Source organism: Streptococcus suis (assembly GCF_019856455.1).
Lineage (GTDB): Bacteria > Bacillota > Bacilli > Lactobacillales > Streptococcaceae > Streptococcus > Streptococcus suis_AE.
The window spans coordinates 1,650,013-1,671,440 of record NZ_CP082205.1 but is presented as its reverse complement, the minus strand read 5'-3'; the positions used below and the strand labels follow the sequence as shown (position 1 = coordinate 1,671,440).

Below are 21,428 nucleotides of genomic sequence, written 5' to 3'. Positions count from 1 at the left end.
ATATTGAAAAGCCGTAAAAAAAGGATTATTATAGATATGTCAATACGAAAAAAATAGAAGGAGCATTGTTTTGCTTATGAAAAAGAATATTCGGTTGAAAAGCAGTGTACTAGCTCTTGTAGCTGGTTTTAGTGTCATTACAACACAGGCTGTTTTAGCAGATGAATTAGCTGTCCAAATTATGGGAGTTAATGATTTCCATGGTGCGCTTGATACGACAGGGACAGCGCGATTGGAGGGGGAAACAGTTCGGAATGCAGGAACTGCCGCTTTGCTTGATGCTTACATGGATGATTCGCAAGCAGAATTTGAAGAAACAGCAGCAGAAACAGAAACACCTGCAGAGTCTATCCGTGTTCAAGCTGGAGATATGGTTGGTGCAAGTCCATCGAATTCTGGACTTTTACAAGATGAACCAACTGTAAAAGTCTTTAACAAAATGGATGTTGAATACGGTACTTTGGGGAACCATGAATTTGATGAGGGACTTGATGAGTATAACCGTATCATGACTGGTGAAGCTCCAAAAGAAGGCCAGTTTAATGAGATTGTAGATAATTATACTCATGAAGCAGCCAAACAGGAGATTGTTATCGCCAACGTTATTGACAAAGAGACGGGTGAAATTCCGTATGGCTGGAAACCGTATGCTATTAAGACTATTCCTGTAAATGATAAAGAAGCAAATATTGGCTTTATTGGTGTAGTTACGACAGAAATTCCTAATCTTGTTTTGAAGAAAAACTATGAGCAGTACACTTTTTTGAATGAGGCAGAGACGATTGCGAAATATGCGCGTGAGTTAGCTGAAAAGGGTGTAAATGCGATAGTTGTACTGGCTCACGTCCCAGCTACAAGCAAGGATGGTGTGGCTGCTGGTGAAGCTGCAGATATGATTGCTAAGCTAAATGAAATCTATCCTGAACACTCCGTTGACCTTGTATTTGCCGGTCACAACCATGTCTATACAAACGGTACAACAGGCAAAACCTTGATTGTACAAGCTACCTCACAAGGTAAGGCTTATGCAGATGTTAGAGCTGTTTATGATACAGATATTGCCGACTTTAAAGAAGTTCCGACTGCGAAAATTATTGCAGTGGCACCAGGGCAGAAAACACCAAGTCCAGAAATTCAGGCGATTGTAGACGAAGCAAATACCATCGTTAAAAAAGTAACAGAGCAAAAAATTGGTACGGCTAGTCAAGCGACAGATATTTCTCGCGAGGTAAATGAATTTAAAGAAAGTGCTGTGGGTAATTTAGTAACATCGGCTCAATTAGCTATTGCTAAGAAATCAGGTTATGATGTTGACTTTGCAATGACCAACAATGGCGGGATTCGGGCAGATTTGAAGGTCCAAGAGGATGGAACAGTTACTTGGGGAGCAGCACAAGCTGTTCAACCATTTGGGAATATCCTACAAGTCGTTCAAATGACAGGTGAGCAGATTTATACAGCCTTAAATCAACAATACGATGAAGGCGAAAAATATTTCCTTCAAATGTCTGGAATTAAATATATCTACACGAAAGCAGATAATCCAACGGAAGAAAATCCTTACAAGGTTGTTAAAGCCTTCAAAGAAGATGGAACAGAGATTGTTCCGACAGAAACCTATACACTTGTCATCAATGACTTCCTATTTGGTGGTGGGGATGGTTTCTCGATTTTCAAAGAAGCTAAACTGATTGGCGCTATCAATCCAGATACAGAAGTATTTGTGGAGTATTTGACTGATTTAGAAAAAGCAGGTCAAACCATTAGTGCAACTATTACAGGTAGAAAAGCATTTGTCGAGGAGTACGTAGAAGAACCAAAAGCAGAAGAAAAAGGAGATACTGCTGGGACAACTACCGATACGAAAACACCTGAAAAAGTAAGCGACGGTGGCGATAGTGTAGCAAATCAGAAAGCAAACGAGCAACCAGCACCATCTGGAAGTATGGCTCCTGTTTCAAATAAGAAAACTGAAAAAGCATCAGGGAATCAAACACTTCCAAATACCGGTCAAGAAGCCCTAGGCTCACTTCTTATTAGCTTGGGTGGCTTAGTTTCACTCGGAATGGCTGTCTCAATGAGACGTAAGGAAGGGGAATAGGAATCAAGCATAAAAACGACAAACTTTCGAAGTACATTCTAGAATTACTTCTTTTAGAGATTATCATGAGAGAAATGCATAAAAATAATAAGTATTTCATCTTAGAGTAAGTTCTGCTTTTTGTAAAAATTTGAAAAAAACTTATATAACCTTGCTCTTGCAATCTGCTCTCTTCTGGTGTACAATAGAGAAGCAGACTTCCCTTAGTTAAATGGATATAACAAATTCCTCCTAAGAATTAGTTGCAGGTTCGATTCCTGCAGGGGAGATGGAGAGTATACAAAAAAGCCTAAATGATAGGCTTTTTTGCGTTATTGAATTTCCTCAACTGCACCCCATAAATAGTCTGTTTTCTGTTTATAAGATAAGCTATGGCAAGTACAGGAATAGCATAGGGCAGGATATTAGCACCGAATACTTCATAACTAATGAAGAGAGGAGCCAGTAAGGTATTGGTGGCTGTTCCAAATACGGCACAATACCCAAGAGCTGCAACAAGTTCAGTTGGTAGACCTAGTAATCCTGCTAAAACAGCCCCAGAACTTGCTCCAATCGCAAAGAGCGGAGTAACTTCGCCCCCTTGAAAACCTGTAGCCAAACAAAGACAGGTTAGTAGGAGTTTTAGTAGCCAATCGTAAGCAAACACCTGTTCCCCAGCTAAACTGGCATCGATCAAATTGGTTCCGAGACCAGTATAACGACCTTGATGGAAGAAAAATAGTAGAACGGTCAGTCCAACTCCCATGATAGCTATTTTAATGTAAGGATTTGGAAGCCATCGAGTTGAGATGCTTTTTGCTTGCGCCAGAAACCAAGCAAATAAATTACCGACAACTCCAAAGCAGATGGCAATCAGAAGCCATTTAAAACTATCTGTAAACTGGAATGAAAAAGATGAAATAGTGTGCGAAAATTTCTCCAATCCCAGTAAATGGGAAGTAGTAGAAGCCGTGAAAGCGGCAACTAGACAATAGGGGAGACTAGTCCAAGAATATTGGCCAACGATTAATACCTCAATGGCAAAGAAACTAGCAGCCCATGGTGTTTGAAATAACCCTGCAAAACCTGCGGCCATACCAATCTTTGTTATCATATCTTTGGGCAAGTGTGTGAAACCATGTCTTTGTAACCAGTGTGAGAGACTGGCTCCAAGTTGGACAGCTACACCTTCGCGACCAACGGAAGCACCGACAAGATGACTGAGCCAAGTTGTAGAGATGATGAGCGGAATGAGAACTGGAGAAATTTGCGCTTTCTCCCCTTGTCCAGCTTTGAAGACTAAGCCCATACCTGCTTGGACTTCCCTTCCCCATTTTTGATAAATGAAAACAATCAATACACCTGCAAGTGGCAGAAAGGGGATTAGATATGTAAAATATTCAGACCGTAAGTCTCCAACCCCTAGTAGAATTTTCCCAAAAAGTGTGGTGATAATTCCTGCACTGACTCCAATTAAGCTGGAAAAGAAAAGGAGTTGGATGGCTTGTTTCATCCTATTGCTCATGATTCGCTAACTTGGAAGATTGATAAGCTCTTGATTGGGCCATAATATCGCTAAAGGTTGCTTGAATGGCAGAGCGGTAGTCATCCTTTTGAACTAATTTTCCAACTCTTTCAAGGACAGCATTTTCTCGGCTGGTATCCAAAACAGGCTTACCTGTTGCTCGTTTATAGGCTGTAACTTGGTCGACCAACTCCATTCGTTTTTCAAGTAGTTCAACCAATTGGCTATCAATCGTGTTAATCTGTTCGCGGATGCAATCCAAATTCATCTTAAAAACCTCCGTATATTGTTTCAGTTGTTTTTTAGTATAGCAAAAAACAAGGCAGAATACTAGCCTTGTTTGAGGAAGTTACCAACTTGCTTTTTTTACCCCAGGAAGTTGACCAAGATGGGCTAATTCACGGAAGGTAATCCGACTCACACCGAATTTTCGCATATAGGCATGCGGACGGCCATCGGTCCTGTCGCGGTATTTCAGTCGATTTGGATTTGAGTCGCGAGGCAATTTTCGAAGTGCTTGATAGTCACCTTTTTCTTTGAGACTTTTACGTAAACCCGCATAGCGCTCGATTAACTCCAACTGTCTCTGATAGCGTGCCATTTTTGATTTTTTAGCCATAAAATTCTCCTTTTTTTCAAAAAACTTAACCAGTTAATTATATATCAAAACTATTAAGATTGCAAGCAATAGGTGTACAATCTTAATAAAAGGCTAAAAGAAAACAGACTAGACCTATTGATAAGTCAGTCTGTCTGTCAGTTAATTCATTGTATCTAGTTTAGCAACAAGGTCTGTCGCAAATTGCTCAAGGTTAACGATATCCTCGTCTTCTGCAGCAAGGTCTACCTTAACATTTTCAGCACCCTTAGTTGCACCACGTGAACCCAACATGACATCAAAGTCATCTACTGCACTACAGAAGTCATCATAGAAGGTATCGCCAGAACCACAAACACCGTAGACCTTACCAGTCAAATCTAAGTCAGCTAGGTCAGCATAGAAATCAACAATTTCATCTGGAAGCTCACCGTCTCCACCGTAAGAATAGGTGTAGCTGGCTACCACGATGAGGTCCGCATCCAAGATTTCTTCGGTTTCAATAGTCGTACATTCGTGAACCTGTACTTCCAAACCTAACTCTTCTAGCTTACTGGCGACGATGTCAGCAATTTCTTCTGTGTTACCAGTCATACTAGCGTAAACTATTTTTGCTAGTGCCATAATTTCCTCCAAATTACATAGTAATCCCATTATACCACACTCCCATCATTTTCAAAAGGGGAAGTTTATGCTAAAATGATGAAAAGGAGTTGCTATGACTATTTACAGTACAATTATCGAAAAAATTCGTGAATACGACACGATTATTATTCACCGACATAAACGACCAGATCCGGATGCCATTGGTAGTCAGGTTGGCTTGCAAAAGCTCTTGCAGAAGAATTTTCCTGAAAAAACCATCAAGGTAACTGGTTTTGAGGAACCAAATCTTGCCTGGATGGCAGAAATGGATCAGGTTTCCGACCAAGATTATCAAGGAGCCTTGGTTATCGTAACGGATACTGCCAATACAGCCCGCGTGGATGACGCCCGCTACACTCAGGGTGATTTCCTGATTAAAATCGACCATCACCCCAATGAAGAGCCATACGGTGACTTGCTCTGGGTCAATACTGAGGCTAGCTCATGTAGTGAAATGATTGCAGAATTGGCCCTTCAAAGCCAGTTGGAATTTGACGGGGATACTGCTCGTCTGCTATATGCTGGTATTGTTGGCGATACGGGACGTTTTCTTTATCCGGCGACTAGTTCACGCACTTTTGAAATTGTTGCCCGACTGCGACAGGAAGACTTCGATTTTGCCAGAATGTCACGCCAGATGGATACCATTGATTTCAAGATTGCCAAGCTGACAGGTTACGTTTACGACAACTTGGAAGTGGATGAACATGGTGCGGCACGGGTCATTTTGACACAGGATATTCTCAAAAAATACGGGGTGACCGATGCGGACACTTCCTTTATCGTTGGGGCTCCAGGACGGATTGGTACTGTTCAATCTTGGGGGATTTTTGTGGATCAAACTGACGGAAATTACAGAGTCCGTTTGCGCAGCAAGTACATTCCGATAAACGAGATTGCCAAGCGCCACAATGGCGGTGGCCACCCACTAGCCAGCGGTGCTAACTCTTATTCTCTTTCCGAAAATGAGCAAATCTATCAAGAAATTCAAGAGGTCGTGAGGAATGCAAGCAAGTAGCCGTTCCCTTCGTTTAATGGGAACCATTATTGAAACAAAAATATGGCATCCAGAAGCTGAACCGATTTTGGATCAGGTTGAAGAGCTGCTTTATCTTTATAAAGACCGGTTTTCTGCCAATGATTTGACATCTGAATTGATGGAGGTCAATCTCAACGCAGGTGTTCAGGCGGTTCCTGTTGCCGATGACTTGTACGAATTGATAAAAATGGGTAAGGAACACAGTCTGGCTCAGGAATCTTTTTTGAATATTACCATCGGTCCCCTTGTGCAAAGCTGGCGGATTGGATTTAGCGATGCTAAACTTCCAACCCAAGAAATGATCAGTGAAAAACTCCAACTCATCAATCCAAGGGACATCGAATTAGATGACCAAGAGCAGACGGTCTATCTAAAAAAAGAAGGCATGGCCATTGATCTGGGTGCTCTTGCTAAAGGATATATAGCAGATAAGATTGTCGACTTCTTGAAAAGAATAGGTGTGGAGGCTGGACTGATTAACCTGGGAGGCAATGTATTGACTTTTGGACAGGCTCCGCATAATCCAGATGGTTGCTGGCGAATTGGGATTCAGGATCCTCAGAAAACACGGGGTGAAAATGCCCTCGTCCTCAACATAGGAGAGGAGTCGGTTGTCACCTCTGGCATTTACGAAAGAACCCTTACCGTGAATGGAAAGACCTATCATCATATTTTGAGTCCCGAGACCGGCTATCCAATGGAGTCGCAGCTGGCTAGTTTGACCATTGTGTCCAAACAATCTGTTGACGGTGAGATTTGGACGACTCGACTGTTTGGTCAAGAAATAACTCAGATTTATAAGATGGTAGAAGAAACGGATGGTATCGAAGCGGTTCTGATTGGGCTGGATGGCAGGATTCTAGTGACCTCAGGGCTTACTGAAAAAATTCTGGCAGGTAGGGAGCGGATTTCAGACAGTTTGGGCAGCCCATCCAGAGGAGGATTTGGTGCAAGAGTAACTTCTGACCTTGCTTCAGGTGCTTCTGTACTATAATCTCTTAAAAATCTCTAAAAAATCGGTAAAAATACTTGCCAGATGAAAAAAGTTTTGGTAAACTTAAATGGTTATAATCTATGGCTCGGAAAGAGTCCATGGCAGAAAGGAATTTTTAAAATGAAAAAAGATATCCATCCAGAATATCGCACTGTTGTCTTCATGGACACAACTACTGGCTACAAGTTCCTTAGTGGTTCAACTAAGAAAACTAGCGAAACTGTAGAATTCGAAGGTGAAACTTACCCATTGATCCGTGTGGAAATTTCATCAAACTCACACCCATTCTATACTGGACGTCAAAAGTTCACTCAAGCAGATGGACGTGTGGACAAGTTCAACAAAAAATACGGTCTCAAATAATCAGCGTTATAAAACCGTTAGAAACGTTGATTTTAAGCCATTCCCGAGCCGTGGGAGTGGTTTTCTTTTTGAAAAAGTAACGAAAAAAGTAACGGCTGGCATTACATTCCCAAAAATTGGGCAAACTTTTCAGCCGTTTTTTCTTTTGTATTTTCCGTAACATGAGCGTAAATATTCATAGACAATATGTAAAGACCCCCAGTTGAGAATTCGTGGATTTACCTGTACACTAGAATAAAAAAACAATCAACTTCTAACAGGAATTACCACACTCAATTGGAGGTCTTATATGTTTCATTTTACCACACTTTTCATCGGAATGGATGTTCACAAAGAAAGTTTTTCACTCTGCTATTATGATATGATGGCGAATCAATTCAAACATAGCACTAAAGTTGGTCCAAATGTTAGCTATATTGTGAACTATGTGAATGAGCTTCGTCGTTTATATGGTCAAGATGCAGAAGTGTTATGTGGCTACGAAGCCGGATGTCTTGGATTTACCCTATATCACCAGCTACAAGCTCACGGGATTCCCTGTATCGTGATGGCGCCTACAACGGTGATGAAGGAAGGATCTAAGCGTGTTAAGACTGATAAAAAAGATGCAGCTCAGCTCGCAAAAGCTCTGGCCTTTCGTAGCTATCGGCCTGTTCATATTCCTACTGTTGAGGATGAACAAGTCAAAGAATATATCCGCATGAGAACAGACCACAAAGTGGCTCTGAAGAAAATCAAACAACAAATTCTTGCCTTCTGTCTCCGACATGATTTTCGCTATACCGAGGGAAGCAGTAATTGGACACAGAAACATGTCCGCTGGCTCCGTTCCCTAAATCCTGATGGACTTTACGCAGAGATTTTGACAGAATATCTATTGACCTATGAGAAATTAGTAGATCAAATAGAACGGTATGATGCACGAATTGAGCAACTGGGTCAAAGCGACAGTTACCAAGAGAAGGTCTCACGGCTTTCTTGCTTTATTGGCATTAAAACACTAACTGCTCTTTCCATTGTGACAGAAATCGGTGATTTTAATCGCTTTGCGACAGCTCAACATTTTGCTTCTTATCTTGGGCTAACTCCTAGCGAAAATTCTAGCGGCGACAAGGAGAGAAGAGGTGCTATCACCAAAGCTGGGAATAGCCATGTGAGACGACTTCTGATAGAAGCTGCACAATCATTGGCTAAGGGGACGATTGGGTATAAATCCAAAGAATTGAAAAGGAGACAAAGTGGAAACCGAGTGGAGGTGATTGCTTATGCGGATAAGGCTAATGAACGCTTAAGAAGACGTTATCGCACACTTGTTCTAGGAAAAAATAAGAAACAAAATGTTGCTAAAACAGCTATTGCACGAGAATTGTCTGGTTTTATTTGGGGGATGATGACAGGAAGAATAGCTTGAAGTTAGCGCTTGTTTTCATGTACACTTTTGACCATTAAGTTTTATCATCGCAGAGCGATGAGGAATCCCTATTTCTATCCAAAATCACTGGGTGAATTTGGACAGAAATAAGGATTGAAATCATGTTTGAATGGAAAGTATCTTGAAGGAGTTTAGGACTTCAAGGTTTGAGTCATCTACGAAACGACTAAGTGGCACAATTGTGATCCACGCTTATAGAGAGTAGGACTCGCGGCAGAACCATTGACCTGTAGGTAACCAATCCACGAATATCAGAGTGGCCAATGCCCGAAGCTAAGAACTAGGCTCTTTCTAGATACTTTTCATTTTTTAATCAGTTCGATTGTTTTTACTTGACAAAGGGCTTTACATATCAGTTGTTTTAATATCTTCATGCCCTAATCTTTCTTGTACTTCCTTAATCGATGCCCCAGCTTCAAATAATAAACTACAATGAGTATGGCGGAAACCGTGGGGCGTTATATAAGGCAAGTCATATTTTTTCAGAATACAACGTAGATTATAGTTTATATAATCAAAACTATGTGCGTTGCCTGTTTCTGCTGGAAAAACCAGGTCAGTTGGTTTCACGCGTTGGGGGAAGTTTAAAAATTGTCTAGTCTTTTCCCACTTTTTCAGAATAGACACGGTAATAGGGTCAAGCGTGATAGTGCGCTTACTCTTTTTTGTTTTGGGTGTTTGATAGACAATAGTGTTATTTTCTCCGTAGGCTACTATTTGGCTAACTGATAAACGTGAGGTAAAGAAGTCTAGGTCTTTCCACCGTAGGGCAAGAACTTCGCTTTTTCTCATACCTGTAAAGGCGAGTAAGCGGAAAATACAGGCTATTTCTTCCTTGTCTTCCTTTGCTACGCAGTCTAGGAACTTTTGCAAGTCTTCACGGCTGTAGAAGTTTTCTTTTTTCTTTTCTTCTTCATCGACTTCAGAGGATTTACGGGGCTTTATTATCTTCTTCATGGGGTTGTCATGAATATAGCCTAGATTTACCGCGAAATCTAGCACCATTTTTGTCATACCGATAAAGTTAGCATATTTCTTGTAGCTCTTAAACCATTCTTGTGCCTGTTTTTGGCACATTGGTAGGCTTATTTTATCCACGTAGCACGCGCCGAATACTGGGACGATATGTAGGTCTGCTTGTGCCTTTTGTCTGGCGTATGTACTAGCCTTTACGGTGTTTTTATAGTGTTCCAGCCATATCTTATAGACTTCCTCAAAGGTTATTCTATCTGGCTTGTCAAAAAATCCATCTTGCTCCACTTTTAGAAGTAATTGGCTTTCAGCTATTCGGGCTTCTTTTTGAGTTTTAAAACCGCTCTTTTTTACGCGCTTTTCTTTGCCTGTAAGTGGGTCTATACCTACATACGCAATATAAGAGTATCTAACAGAGCCGTCTTTTAGTTGGTATTGTTTAATCATTTGTTTATTCCTCCTATTGGTTTCCCCACCTAATCGAAAGAATAAAATAGTATGCGCGTGTTTATAAGTGGTTTCTAATATTGTTGCTAAGAATGAAAAAAAGTGCCTAGCAAAACTAGACACCTCACGCAAATATACACCCTCGGGCGTTATAAATGCTTTCTCCGTTTATCTAGTTTATAGTATTTGGGATTAAATATCAATTATAAAAATATGGTTGCTTACACGTTGCCATGTGTAAGCGGGGAGAATTTGACAACAAAATAAACTGTCTGATAAGATATACAAGCCCCCTGAATTTACTGAAGGGAGGTGATTTAGTTGCTAGACTTATCCTCACAAGTATTCTAGCGCCGATATTGGTTAATATCTTGACTGAAGTAGTTAAGTATTATTTAGACGATAACGACGACTAACCCCAAACAGGGGCAAACAAAAACCCTCAACGCTGGCACGTTGGGGGCTTTTTTGATTTAGTGCTAGAATTGTCCTCACAACAATTCTTTACACCATGATTATACCCCCATTATAGGTTATATGTCAATCAATTTGTATATTTCCACGCGCCGACCTGCTGGGGTTGGCGTTTTTCCGTAACATCGTAGAATAACAATAAAAGGCAGAATAAACTTATATCCTACCTTTTTGTTATGATAAAACTAAAAAAGCCCTTAACTGTTGGCTGGCATACCACACAGGCAGCTTACGACAATACGCAGACACAAACAGAATTACAAGTAGCCTTTTCTATACTTAATATAGTAATTATTTAAAGAATAGCTGAAAGCCTTGATACGTATTTTATGATTTGTGCACTAGTAATACTCTTCGAAAATCAAAATTATCCGTTGTCAAGAGCCTCGATGAACCCCAGTTCTATCTTCGACTTCTTTCCTAGGCTACTTTTGATTTTCGTTGAGTATAAATCGTATCCCCACTGATGTAACTAGATTTTTAGTTTCAATGAGAGATGATTTCTGCTATAATGGAACGAGTAAGAATTTGAAGTGAAAGTATGAGGAAATTGATGAAAAATAGGGGAACAATCGATAGTCGAGTAGACTACTCGCTTATTTTACCGGTCTTTTTTTTATTAGTTGTGGGGATTATTTCTCTCTACATTGCGGTTAGTCAAGATTATCCAGATAATGTTGTACAGATGGTTGGTCAACAAATTGCTTGGATAGGAATTGGAACAGTGGCAGCTTTTTTGGTCATGTTCTTTTCCACTAAGTTTCTGTGGCAAATCACACCTTACTTGTACGTACTTGGGCTAGGACTTATGGTATTGCCTTTGTTTTTCTACAGTCCAGACTTAGTAGCGTCAACGGGAGCAAAAAACTGGGTAACGATTGGTGGAATGACTCTTTTTCAACCATCCGAATTTATGAAAATAGCCTACATCATTATGTTGTCAAGGGTGATTGTCACCTTTCATAAATATTATCCAAATCGAAAAATTCGTGAGGATTTTATGTTGATTGGTTATATGACACTGTTTACTATCCCAGTCTTGATTTTGTTGGCCTTACAGAAAGATTTAGGAACCTCCTTAGTATTTGTAGCAATCTTTAGCGGAATGCTTCTATTATCAGGAGTTTCTTGGAAAATTCTATTGCCGACTGCCTTAACGGGGATCGTTTTGGTTGGTGGATTTATGCTGATTTTTATTTCTCCTGGTGGAACAACATTCCTCTACAATTTGGGGATGGATACTTATAAAATCAATCGTATTGCAGCCTGGCTTGATCCCTTTAAAAATGCCCAATCAACGACCTACCAGCAAGCTCAAAGTTTGATAGCTATCGGAAGTGGTGGCCTAAAAGGACTAGGTTTCAATAAAACAAATCTTCTTATACCTGTTCGAGAAAGTGATATGATTTTTACGGTGATTGGAGAGGACTTTGGTTTTATTGGTGGGACGGTATTGATTGTACTATACTTGTTGCTCATTTATCGAATGCTACGGGTAACGTTGAAGTCAAACAATCGGTACTACACCTACATATCAACTGGCTATATCATGATGCTCTTGTTCCATGTGTTTGAAAATGTTGGCGCTGCAACGGGTTTGTTGCCTTTAACAGGTATTCCTTTGCCGTTTATCTCTCAAGGTGGCTCGTCCATGGTTTCAAATCTGATTGGTGTTGGTCTAGTGCTGTCAATGGGGTATCAGTCACGACTAGCTGATGAGAAGGAAACAAATCGATCACGTCGCTATAGAAAAATTACGATAAAACGTTAGAAAGTTGGTTTATATGACAAGAGTTGCGGTTGTTTTAGCCGATGGTTTTGAAGAAATCGAAGCATTGGCCCCTGTAGATGTATTTCGTCGAGCTCATTTCGACTGTCAGATTGTTGGTTTAGATAGTCATGAAGTGGAGGGATCGCACGGTATTCGTGTTCAAACTGACCAAGTCTTTGATGGAGACCTGTCTTCCTTTGATCTGATTGTTTTACCAGGAGGAATGCCAGGTTCTGTTCACCTTAGAGATTCAGAGTCCCTGATTACGGAATTGCAAAGAGCGGTTGCATCAGGAAAATCAGTAGCAGCAATCTGTGCGGCTCCGATTGTTCTGGATAAGGCCGGTTTGTTAGATAGTCGTCACTATACATGTTTCCCAGGGAAAGAAAAAGACATTACGTCAGGTATTCATCTGGAAGAGGATGTGGTCGTTGATGGTCCAATTATCACTAGCCGAGGTGCTGGAACAAGTTTGGATTTCGCCTATAAATTGGTTGATTTATTTGGTGGAGATGGAGAAAGCCTAGCTCAAACAATGGTTTATCATAGTTAAAGTAATGAAGAAGATGGAGCTAATGTTTCCTCTTCTTTTTTCTATCAAAATATTAGAAAATATGGTATAATAAAGGGTATTCGTTAGAATGATTTTTGCTCTAAAAATATGTTTCGCTTTTATCAAGATGGATTGGCTTTTCTATTTTTAAGGAGCAACAAATAGAAAATAAGGAAAAGAAATGACAGAAGAAATCAAAGATTTACAAGAGAAGGCTCAAGAATATGATGCCAGTCAGATTCAAGTCTTGGAAGGTCTTGAAGCTGTTCGAATGCGTCCAGGGATGTATATCGGCTCAACATCTAAAGAAGGTCTCCATCACTTGGTTTGGGAAATTGTCGACAACTCAATCGATGAGGCGCTGGCTGGTTTTGCGGATAAAATTGAAGTTTATATTGAGCCAGATAACTCCATCACGGTTATTGATAATGGACGTGGGATTCCGGTAGATATTCAGGAAAAAACTGGTCGTCCAGCGGTAGAAACTGTCTTTACAGTGCTCCATGCAGGTGGTAAATTTGGCGGAGGCGGTTATAAGGTCTCAGGGGGATTGCACGGCGTAGGTTCATCAGTCGTAAACGCCCTATCTACTCAGCTAGACGTCCATGTCTACAAAAATGGTCAGGTCTATTTCCAAGAGTATAAACGAGGTGAAGTCGTTGCAGATTTGGAGGTTGTTGGAGAAACAGACCGTTCTGGTACAACTGTACATTTTACACCTGACCCAGAAATTTTTACTGAGACGACTGAGTTCGACTTTGCAAAATTAAATAAGCGGATCCAAGAATTGGCCTTCCTAAATCGTGGTTTAAATCTCTCTATTACGGACAAACGTGAGGGAGTAGAGCAAACAAAGGAATATCACTATGAAGGTGGTATTGCTTCCTACGTTGAGTATCTTAATGAGAACAAGGATGTCATTTTTGAGACCCCTATCTATACAGAAGGGGAGATGGATGATATTACCGTTGAGGTTGCCATGCAATATACGACGAGTTATCATGAAAACGTAGTTAGTTTCGCCAACAATATTCACACACATGAAGGTGGTACCCATGAGCAAGGATTCCGTACAGCTCTGACACGTGTTATCAACGACTACGCCAAGAAAAATAAAATTCTCAAAGAAAATGAGGATAATTTGACTGGTGAGGATGTGCGTGAAGGCTTGACAGCGGTCATTTCTGTTAAGCACCCAGGTCCTCAATTTGAGGGACAAACTAAGACAAAACTTGGGAATAGTGAAGTGGTCAAAATTACCAATCGCCTTTTCTCTGATGCCTTTGCAGAATTTCTTTTGGAGAATCCCCAGATTGCTAGACGGATTGTTGAAAAAGGGATCTTGGCAAGCAAGGCGCGTATTGCTGCTAAGCGTGCGCGTGAGGTAACTCGTAAGAAATCGGGTCTTGAGATTTCAAATCTCCCAGGTAAGTTAGCGGATTGTTCCTCAAATGATGCAACGAAGACAGAGCTTTTCATCGTTGAGGGGGACTCAGCCGGTGGTTCAGCTAAATCCGGTCGCGACCGTGAATTTCAGGCTATTTTACCGATTCGTGGTAAGATTTTGAACGTAGAAAAAGCCAGCATGGACAAGATTTTGGCCAACGAAGAAATCCGTAGTCTATTTACAGCTATGGGAACTGGCTTTGGTGCTGATTTCGACGTTAGCAAGGCACGTTATCAAAAATTAGTCATTATGACAGATGCCGATGTCGATGGTGCCCATATTCGGACACTCCTTCTGACATTATTTTACCGCTACATGCGTCCTGTTGTAGAAGCGGGATACGTATATATCGCTCAACCACCTATTTACGGTATCAAGGTTGGAAGTGAGATAAAAGAATATATTCAACCTGGGGTTAATCAAGAGCAAGAATTGCAAGATGCCTTAGAAAGACATAGTACGGGACGGTCCAAGCCAACGATTCAACGTTACAAAGGTTTGGGAGAAATGGATGATCATCAGTTGTGGGAAACTACGATGAATCCTGAAAATCGTCTCATGGCACGCGTTTCAGTTGATGATGCGGCAGAAGCCGATAAGATTTTTGACATGCTAATGGGGGATAAGGTTGAACCTCGTCGAGAGTTTATCGAGGAAAATGCTGTTTATTCAACATTGGATGTCTAAAAACTAAAAAAACAAGTGCATATACTAGAGATTTATGGTATAATTAAGCGATATTTTCTAGTAATTACTATGAGCTAAGGAGATTTACATGCCTACAGGAACAATCATCTTAATCGTTTCGATTGTTATTATTTTAATCATTGCCTATGTAGCTTGCCTGATTGTTCGTAAACGAAATGACAACCTTTTGGTTGCATTGGAAGAACGTAAGGAAGAGCTATTTAACCTTCCAGTTAATGAAGAAGTCGAAGCTGTCAAAGCACTTCATTTGATTGGTCAAAGTCAGGTGTCATTCCGTGAATGGAATCAAAAATGGATTGATTTGTCGCTCAATTCATTTGCCGACATTGAAAATCATCTCTTTGAGGCAGAAGGTTATAACAATGCCTTTCGCTTTGTGAGTGCAAAGAATGCTATCGACAGTATCGACAGCCAAATTGATTTAATTGAAGAAGACATCGCCTCTATCCGTCATGGTTTGATGGAGTTGAAGGAGCAAGAAGAGAAAAACTCTGGTCGCGTAAAACATGCGTTAAATTTGTTCGATAGTTTACAGGAAGCTGTTCGTGAAAATCCAGATAGCTACGGTGAGACACTACCAGAACTTGAGAAACAATTGAAAAATATTGAAGTTGAGTTTTCTGAATTTGTGATGCTCAATTCCTCAGGTGACCCGATTGAAGCTTCTGAAATCCTTGATAAGGCTGAAGAGCATATGATTGCTCTCAATCAAATCATGGATCGCATTCCAAGTTTGATTGAACGAGTTACAAAAGATTTCCCAGAGCAATTGGAAGATTTGGAGTCGGGTTATCGTAAACTGGTTGAGCAGAATTATTTGTTCACAGAAGCTAACATCGAGTCACAGTTCCAAAATATTCGCGTTTCAATTCGTGAAAATACTGCTTTGATTGTTTCCTTTGATTTGGATGCCGCAGAAGCTGAAAATGAGGGAATTCAAGCAAAAATTGATCATTTGTATAAAGTCTTCAATCGTGAAATCGAAGCGAATAAGGAAGCTGTTAAGATTAGTAAAAACTTGCCAAAATTCTTGGAGCATGTTGTCCAAAATACACAGCTCTTGGATGAGGAAAGCCAACGCCTAAACGCAACTTACTTGCTGGCAGATAGCAAACTTTCACGTATCAATCAGCTTAAAGCTCGTTTGGAATCGATTGAAATTGTTGTTACAGAAAGTGTGGAAGACATTGAAAATCCACAAGTTGCATATTCTATTTTGAAAGAGCGTTTGGATCATTCATTGGCAAGTTTGAAAGAAATCGAAGAGGAGCAGCTTGTTTTAGCTGACTATCTGAAATCACAAGAATTGTCAGAGAACACAGCGCGTAAGAAATCTACACTTTATATCAACAAATTGCATACCCTTAAGCGTTATATGGAAAAACGCAACCTTCCAGGAATTCCAGCTGAATTTTTAACAAACTTCTTTAGAACGAGCGATCATGTGGAAGCCTTGATTGCCGAGTTAGACTATAAACGAATCAATATCGAAGTTGTTAACCGTTTGTTGGAAAATGCAACGTATGATATGAATCAATTGGAAGAGTTGGCGTATTTGATTGTGCAAAATGCGACTTTAACAGAGCAGTTGCTACAATACTCTAACCGTTATCGTTCATTCGATGAAAGTGTGCAAAAAGCATTCAACCGTTCATTATCAATTTTTGAAAAGGATTTTGATTACCAAGCAGCATTTGAAGAAATTTCATTTGCTCTGGAAACAGTTGAACCTGGTGTAACAGAGCGTTTTGTACGTTCATACGAAAAAACTCGCGAAGCCATTCGCTACTAGATAAAAAGCCATTTGGCTTTTTATTTTTATACTTTGAAAGGAATATCGGAGATGACAACTGGATTATTAGTTATGGATGTTGATTCAACATTAATTTTGGAAGAAGGAATAGATTTACTTGGAGAAGAGGCCGGTTTAGGAGCGCAAGTTGCAGTAATTACCGAACGTGCTATGCGTGGGGAATTGGATTTTGAGGAAGCCTTACGTGAACGTGTGGCGTTGTTAAAGGGACTGCCTGTTTCTGTGTTTGATCGAATTATCAAAAAAATCCACTTTACGCCTGGAGCAGCAGAATTAGTCTCAGAATTAAAAATGCGAGGCTATAAGGTAGCAGTAGTTTCAGGCGGGTTTCATGAAACAGTCGATCGACTAGCTGCACAGTTAGAGTTAGACTATGTTCGGGCTAATCGATTAGAAGTAGTAGATGGAGTATTGACTGGACAAGTGTTGGGGGAAATTGTAACGAAAGATACTAAAAAAGCATGTTTAGAAGAATGGGCGGCAGAAAATGGGCTGAGTCTATCTCAAACGATTGCCATGGGGGATGGAGCAAATGATCTACCAATGATTCAACGAGCAGGAATTGGAGTAGCTTTCTGTGCTAAACCGATTGTCCAAGAACAGGCGCCCTACCAAATAAATGAAAAAAATCTCTATAAACTAATAGAGATTTTAGATAGTAAATAATGAGAAGTCAGCTGAGTGCTGGCTTTTCTTCTATTCTGTTGTCAGTAAAATCCTTTTCAAATCTTGGATGGTTTCGACTATCATGGTGGCCCCAGCCTTTTCAAATTCCTGTTTGTTCCCATAGCCGTAAAGAACACCGATGGCGGGAAGTTGGTGCCTGCGTGCTCCTTCAATGTCATGTTCCCTATCTCCAATCATCACAGCATGTTTTGGAAATGCTTCTAATTGATTATAGCATAGCCGATGACGTCCGCCTTACTGATGCGACTACTATCCAGACTAGCACCGGCAATGACAACAAAGTAGTGAGCGATACCAAAATGTTCTAGAATCTGTTTGGCAAATATTTCTGGCTTTGAGGTAGCAATTACTAGTGTTTTTCCAGCCGTTTTCAATTCTTCAAGCAGAGGGATGATTCCAGGATAGAGTTGATTTTCAAACATTCCTTTTTCTTTAAAATAGACACGGAAAGCATCAACTGCACTTTGTGTATCTTCAGGGCTGAGTTGGTAGAATCGTGAAAAAGATTCATAGAGTGGCGGGCCGATGAATCGGTTTAAATTGGTTGTATCTGGTTCTTCAATTCCCATTTTTTCTAGTGCGTAGGCGACGGAGTTTAAGATTCCTTGTCCAGAATCAGTAAGAGTTCCATCTAAGTCAAATAATATAGTTTGATACATACTTATCTCCTTTCTTTCAGTATAACACAGACGATGAAAAACAGAAAAGATTTATTGAAAGCTGAATAGGAGCGTGCTATACTAATATAGTAAATTGAATTAGGAATAGGATGCACCTAATTTTATCAATTTGAGAACCCTAAAGTTATTGTGGGAGCGGGTTACTGACAGCATAACTCAAGATTGTCCTTTTTCTAATTGAAATCACCATATTTCTTATATACAAGCACTTCACTTGTGAATATAGCTTCTAAGAAGCAAAAAGCAATTTGTTTGAAATATTTTATCAATTATAGTAGAATGAAGTAATTGTACCTATGATATATATATATATATGCAATGTTTTTTAAGGTTCTCTTTGTAAGTTGCGTAGGATATGTAGTATATATTTTTAGGAATTAAATTTATATACTAGGAGTCATAATGAAACATAAACGATTTAACAAAGATTTTGATGAAGTCGGACGTAAGAGTCGTGTCAAAATGCATAAATCAGGTAAAAACTGGATTCGGACTGTCATGTCTCAGCTCAGTCTTTTGCGTGTTATTCGAGGAAAAGGACAGGAAACAGTTTCAGTGCCTCTTGTAGATAGTTCAGAGCGATTAGAAAGTCAACGCTACCAGTACCTGAAGGCTATGTTAGTTTCTGGAGCAGCCGTCACGGGAGCGGCCGTCATGACATCTGTTTTGGGTGAGGAGCAAGTAGCTGCAGTAGAGCAACAACTTGAAGAAACTACGGATACGCTTATTGATAAAGATCATGTCGTTGTTGAAACGACTACAACAAAGGTTATTTCAGAAGAAAGCCCTCCTCTGGCAACAGAACAAGAACAAAATGTATCGGTTAGCCAATCATTGTCCAGTAGTGCTAGTGAATCGGTCAGCCTATCTTCGTCGACCAGTGCCTCAGAGTCTGCAAGTACTTCAGCTTCCGAATCTTCGTCGACCAGTGCCTCTGTATTGGGCAGCAAGTTTACTGTGGGTTCGAATCCTGAAAGTGATGTTAAAAAATCTGCAAGTGCGGCTGCTGAAACAACCATTTCAAGTCAAGTTTCAGAAGAAAGTGGTTCTACTGCAACTACTACTGAGTCAAGGTCCAGTCTTATTACTGTTGAAGATAATGGCAAGTCTTCTTTTGATGTGCTATCAGGAAATACTGAAGTTGGTCAAGGGTTAGCACTTTTGAACAAGGTTACTCAGAAAACCGCAGCTACAAGCTCAGAAGTGAAGACTGGCAGAATAGCTGCTATTCTAGTCAATCAGAGCCAACAGGTCAATCCAAACAATTTGGATTACGCAAATTTGGACAATGCCTTGGCTAGTTTGAATCAAGCACTGTCCGTACCAGAGATAGATGCAACTACGACAACTGCAACACGGTACCAACGTTACCAAACAGCATTGCAAAATGCTAAATCTGTTTTAGCTGAAGCATCAGCGTTGAGAAGTTCTGTTTCAGTTAGCCAAGATGAATTAGAGGCGATGGCGAAAAAGGCTAGTCAGGCAGCAATTTCCTTGACTGGTCGAATAAATCAGATTCAGGCTGCATCAGGCATGTTACGTGCTGCGGTAGGAACGAGCACAAGAGCAGTGGATACGACAAGACCTGTCGTGACTTATCCTAGTCAAGTTTATTTTTTCTACAATAAACCGTTATCAAAAGATCTTGTTCTTGCAACGGTTACAGAGGCATCGAATCCAAGCACATGGCAAAGATGGGGAATTGCCTATACTAGCGATTCAGGGAAACATGATAATTTTGGGAACTTGAATAGTATGCTAGTAGATGCTAATGGTAGTCCAGTCACTCTTCAGATTCGTCAAAAATCAGGGACAAGCAACCAGTGGGAAATGTACATGCCAGCAGGTTCGATGATTGCTCCAAATAACTTTAAGGGAAGCAATTTAGAAGCACATGAACAAGACTATTTCTCACGATGGCCATTTGTTGTGGACGGGGCCTGGAATCGAAATTATTTAGGAAATGCATCGGGTATCAGCTTAACAGCAGTCGCAGTTCCAAGTGGTTACATAAACAAAGCATTTGGTCAAACAGCTACAGAAACTGAACTTCAAAATATTGCACGTAGTTGGACGACTTCTGGTCGTTTCTTCGATGGTACAAGTCCTGCCAAAACTTTGACTTATACTGTACAAGACACCCCGCCACCAACTAATGTTACAAAAAATGTTTCAGTATTAGTAACTACAGGTGAGGGAATTAGTACGACAGCTAATATACTTGTCAACTACCCACCAAAAATTGAAAATGTTGCATCACAGATTTTTGTGTTTAACAATACAGCAACAACGGTTGCGACTCGTATTGCTACTGTGTCTGATACAGCAGGACAAACGGTTAGCACAACAGTAGATGATAATGGTGGGTTGACAGTAAATCCTAGTGGTACTGTTCCAATAGGACAAACATTTACTACAGGAATAGGACGCTACACTCGTACATTGAGAGCTACGGATAATTATAATAATAGTTCAACTAATCAATTTGTTATTCGTTCCTTTAACGTAAGTGGTGGTAGCCTCCCTGCAGAAGCAGGTACAAAAGTTACTGAGGAAGCAATTAAAAATCTGGTTAAAAATACTGCTACTGGTGGTGAAGGGTTGACTGATTCAGGCTTGGATAATATCGCGAACTATACGATTGTTTCAGGTTATGACCACGCCCCATCTGTCGGTACAAAAACAGTACGTGTTCGCGCGACGTTGACAGGCGGTAACTATAAGGAAGTAGACGTTACGATTAACTACACCGATACACAAGCACCAACTGTTCAACTATCTAGCCAACAGATTTATGTCTTTAATGGTGAATCGGTCAAAATTTTGAATCCATCAAGTCCAACTGCTACAAATCCTGTTTCCACGAAGATTCGGTTAGCGACCGTAACAGATGTGACAGGAGTTGCGACCACAGCAGCTAGTAATAGTGATGTTCAGGGATCGTCAGGTAGTAGCAATAGTAGAGGAATGGCTGTTACTGTCGAGGGAAGTTCTACTACTTCAAAAACGGTTTACCTAAGTGGTACAGCAAGTGCTGGTGCAAGCTCGTATGGAAACTTCTTGAAGATTGCTGATACAGCCAATCCATCTAATACAACAACCTATAACTCAACGGATGCAAGATACCATTTGGTCATTCTTGGAACGTCTGTAGCGACAATTGCTGATCGTGATATCCAGTCACCAACTTTCACGCGTGT

General features: G+C 40.4%; 16 protein-coding genes, 1 tRNA gene and 2 pseudogenes. 12 read left to right on the top strand and 7 right to left on the bottom strand.

Features of this window, described 5'->3' with window-relative positions:
* Positions 1-76 precede the first annotated feature (76 nt).
* Complete coding sequence (locus tag K6969_RS08130) at positions 77-2,101, top strand: surface-anchored 5'-nucleotidase (RefSeq protein WP_171943029.1); 2,025 nt, start codon at positions 77-79, stop codon at positions 2,099-2,101.
* Positions 2,102-2,298: 197 nt separating this feature from the next.
* Positions 2,299-2,370: transfer RNA gene (locus K6969_RS08125), tRNA-Arg, on the top strand.
* Positions 2,371-2,390: 20 nt separating this feature from the next.
* Here the strand turns inward: K6969_RS08125 and K6969_RS08120 are convergent.
* From K6969_RS08120 to K6969_RS08105, 4 genes are all read right to left on the bottom strand, one after another.
* Positions 2,391-3,605, bottom strand: a complete 1,215-nt coding sequence (locus K6969_RS08120) for a chloride channel protein (RefSeq protein WP_174852268.1) — start codon at positions 3,603-3,605, stop codon at positions 2,391-2,393.
* Positions 3,595-3,873, bottom strand: a complete 279-nt coding sequence (locus K6969_RS08115) for a chorismate mutase (RefSeq protein ID WP_029173708.1) — start codon at positions 3,871-3,873, stop codon at positions 3,595-3,597. The genes K6969_RS08120 and K6969_RS08115 overlap by 11 nt, the downstream gene beginning before the upstream one ends.
* Before the next feature lie 81 nt (positions 3,874-3,954).
* A complete protein-coding gene (gene rpsN, locus K6969_RS08110; protein ID WP_029178707.1) occupies positions 3,955-4,224 on the bottom strand; it encodes a 30S ribosomal protein S14 in 270 nt (89 codons plus the stop codon).
* A 141-nt stretch (positions 4,225-4,365) separates the two neighbouring features.
* Positions 4,366-4,827 (bottom strand): flavodoxin, encoded by a 462-nt coding sequence (locus K6969_RS08105; RefSeq protein WP_012775265.1) that lies wholly within the window; start codon positions 4,825-4,827, stop codon positions 4,366-4,368.
* 94 nt (positions 4,828-4,921) lie between these two features.
* Here K6969_RS08105 and K6969_RS08100 point away from each other — a divergent pair, with 94 nt between their 5' ends.
* The 4 genes from K6969_RS08100 to K6969_RS08085 all read left to right on the top strand — a co-directional run bounded on the left by K6969_RS08100 (position 4,922) and on the right by K6969_RS08085 (position 8,655).
* Positions 4,922-5,866, top strand: coding sequence for a DHH family phosphoesterase (locus tag K6969_RS08100; protein WP_029173709.1), 945 nt, complete (start codon positions 4,922-4,924; stop codon positions 5,864-5,866).
* On the top strand, positions 5,853-6,881 hold the full coding sequence (locus tag K6969_RS08095) for an FAD:protein FMN transferase (protein WP_172008570.1): 1,029 nt from the start codon (positions 5,853-5,855) through the stop codon (positions 6,879-6,881). The genes K6969_RS08100 and K6969_RS08095 overlap by 14 nt, the downstream gene beginning before the upstream one ends.
* Positions 6,882-7,001: 120 nt before the next feature.
* Entirely contained in the window at positions 7,002-7,244 is a 243-nt protein-coding gene (locus tag K6969_RS08090) for a type B 50S ribosomal protein L31 (RefSeq protein ID WP_172008569.1), read from the top strand.
* 289 nt (positions 7,245-7,533) lie between these two features.
* The gene (locus K6969_RS08085; protein ID WP_015445098.1) at positions 7,534-8,655 is read left to right on the top strand and encodes an IS110 family transposase; all 1,122 of its coding nucleotides are present in this window, start codon (positions 7,534-7,536) and stop codon (positions 8,653-8,655) included.
* 366 nt (positions 8,656-9,021) lie between these two features.
* On the opposite strand, the gene K6969_RS08080 is transcribed toward K6969_RS08085, so the two are convergent.
* Complete coding sequence (locus tag K6969_RS08080; RefSeq protein ID WP_321537383.1) at positions 9,022-10,095, bottom strand: site-specific integrase; 1,074 nt, start codon at positions 10,093-10,095, stop codon at positions 9,022-9,024.
* Between the two features lie 1,015 nt (positions 10,096-11,110).
* On the opposite strand from K6969_RS08080, the gene K6969_RS08075 reads away from it, so the two are divergent.
* From K6969_RS08075 to serB, 5 genes are all read left to right on the top strand, one after another.
* Complete coding sequence (locus K6969_RS08075; RefSeq protein WP_174852423.1) at positions 11,111-12,340, top strand: FtsW/RodA/SpoVE family cell cycle protein; 1,230 nt, start codon at positions 11,111-11,113, stop codon at positions 12,338-12,340.
* Positions 12,341-12,353: 13 nt separating this feature from the next.
* Positions 12,354-12,893: a DJ-1 family glyoxalase III gene (locus tag K6969_RS08070; RefSeq protein WP_024377930.1), complete on the top strand. Its 540-nt coding sequence runs from the start codon at positions 12,354-12,356 to the stop codon at positions 12,891-12,893.
* A gap of 181 nt (positions 12,894-13,074) precedes the next feature.
* Positions 13,075-15,027 carry a DNA topoisomerase (ATP-hydrolyzing) subunit B gene (gene gyrB, locus K6969_RS08065; RefSeq protein WP_002939427.1) on the top strand — a complete coding sequence of 651 codons (1,953 nt, stop codon included), beginning with the start codon at positions 13,075-13,077 and terminating at the stop codon, positions 15,025-15,027.
* Between the two features lie 88 nt (positions 15,028-15,115).
* Positions 15,116-16,840, top strand: coding sequence for a septation ring formation regulator EzrA (gene ezrA / locus K6969_RS08060; RefSeq protein ID WP_029173713.1), 1,725 nt, complete (start codon positions 15,116-15,118; stop codon positions 16,838-16,840).
* Between the two features lie 51 nt (positions 16,841-16,891).
* Positions 16,892-17,527, top strand: a complete 636-nt coding sequence (gene serB / locus K6969_RS08055; protein ID WP_029173714.1) for a phosphoserine phosphatase SerB — start codon at positions 16,892-16,894, stop codon at positions 17,525-17,527.
* Between the two features lie 30 nt (positions 17,528-17,557).
* Here the strand turns inward: serB and K6969_RS08050 are convergent.
* Positions 17,558-18,207 (bottom strand): annotated as a pseudogene (locus K6969_RS08050) (HAD family hydrolase).
* Between the two features lie 423 nt (positions 18,208-18,630).
* Here K6969_RS08050 and K6969_RS12385 point away from each other — a divergent pair.
* Positions 18,631-18,822, top strand: a pseudogene (locus tag K6969_RS12385) (KxYKxGKxW signal peptide domain-containing protein); the annotation flags it as partial.
* Between the two features lie 143 nt (positions 18,823-18,965).
* Here the strand turns inward: K6969_RS12385 and K6969_RS08045 are convergent.
* Positions 18,966-19,247 (bottom strand): hypothetical protein, encoded by a 282-nt coding sequence (locus K6969_RS08045; protein ID WP_170238428.1) that lies wholly within the window; start codon positions 19,245-19,247, stop codon positions 18,966-18,968.
* Between the last annotated feature and the right edge of the window lie 2,181 nt (positions 19,248-21,428).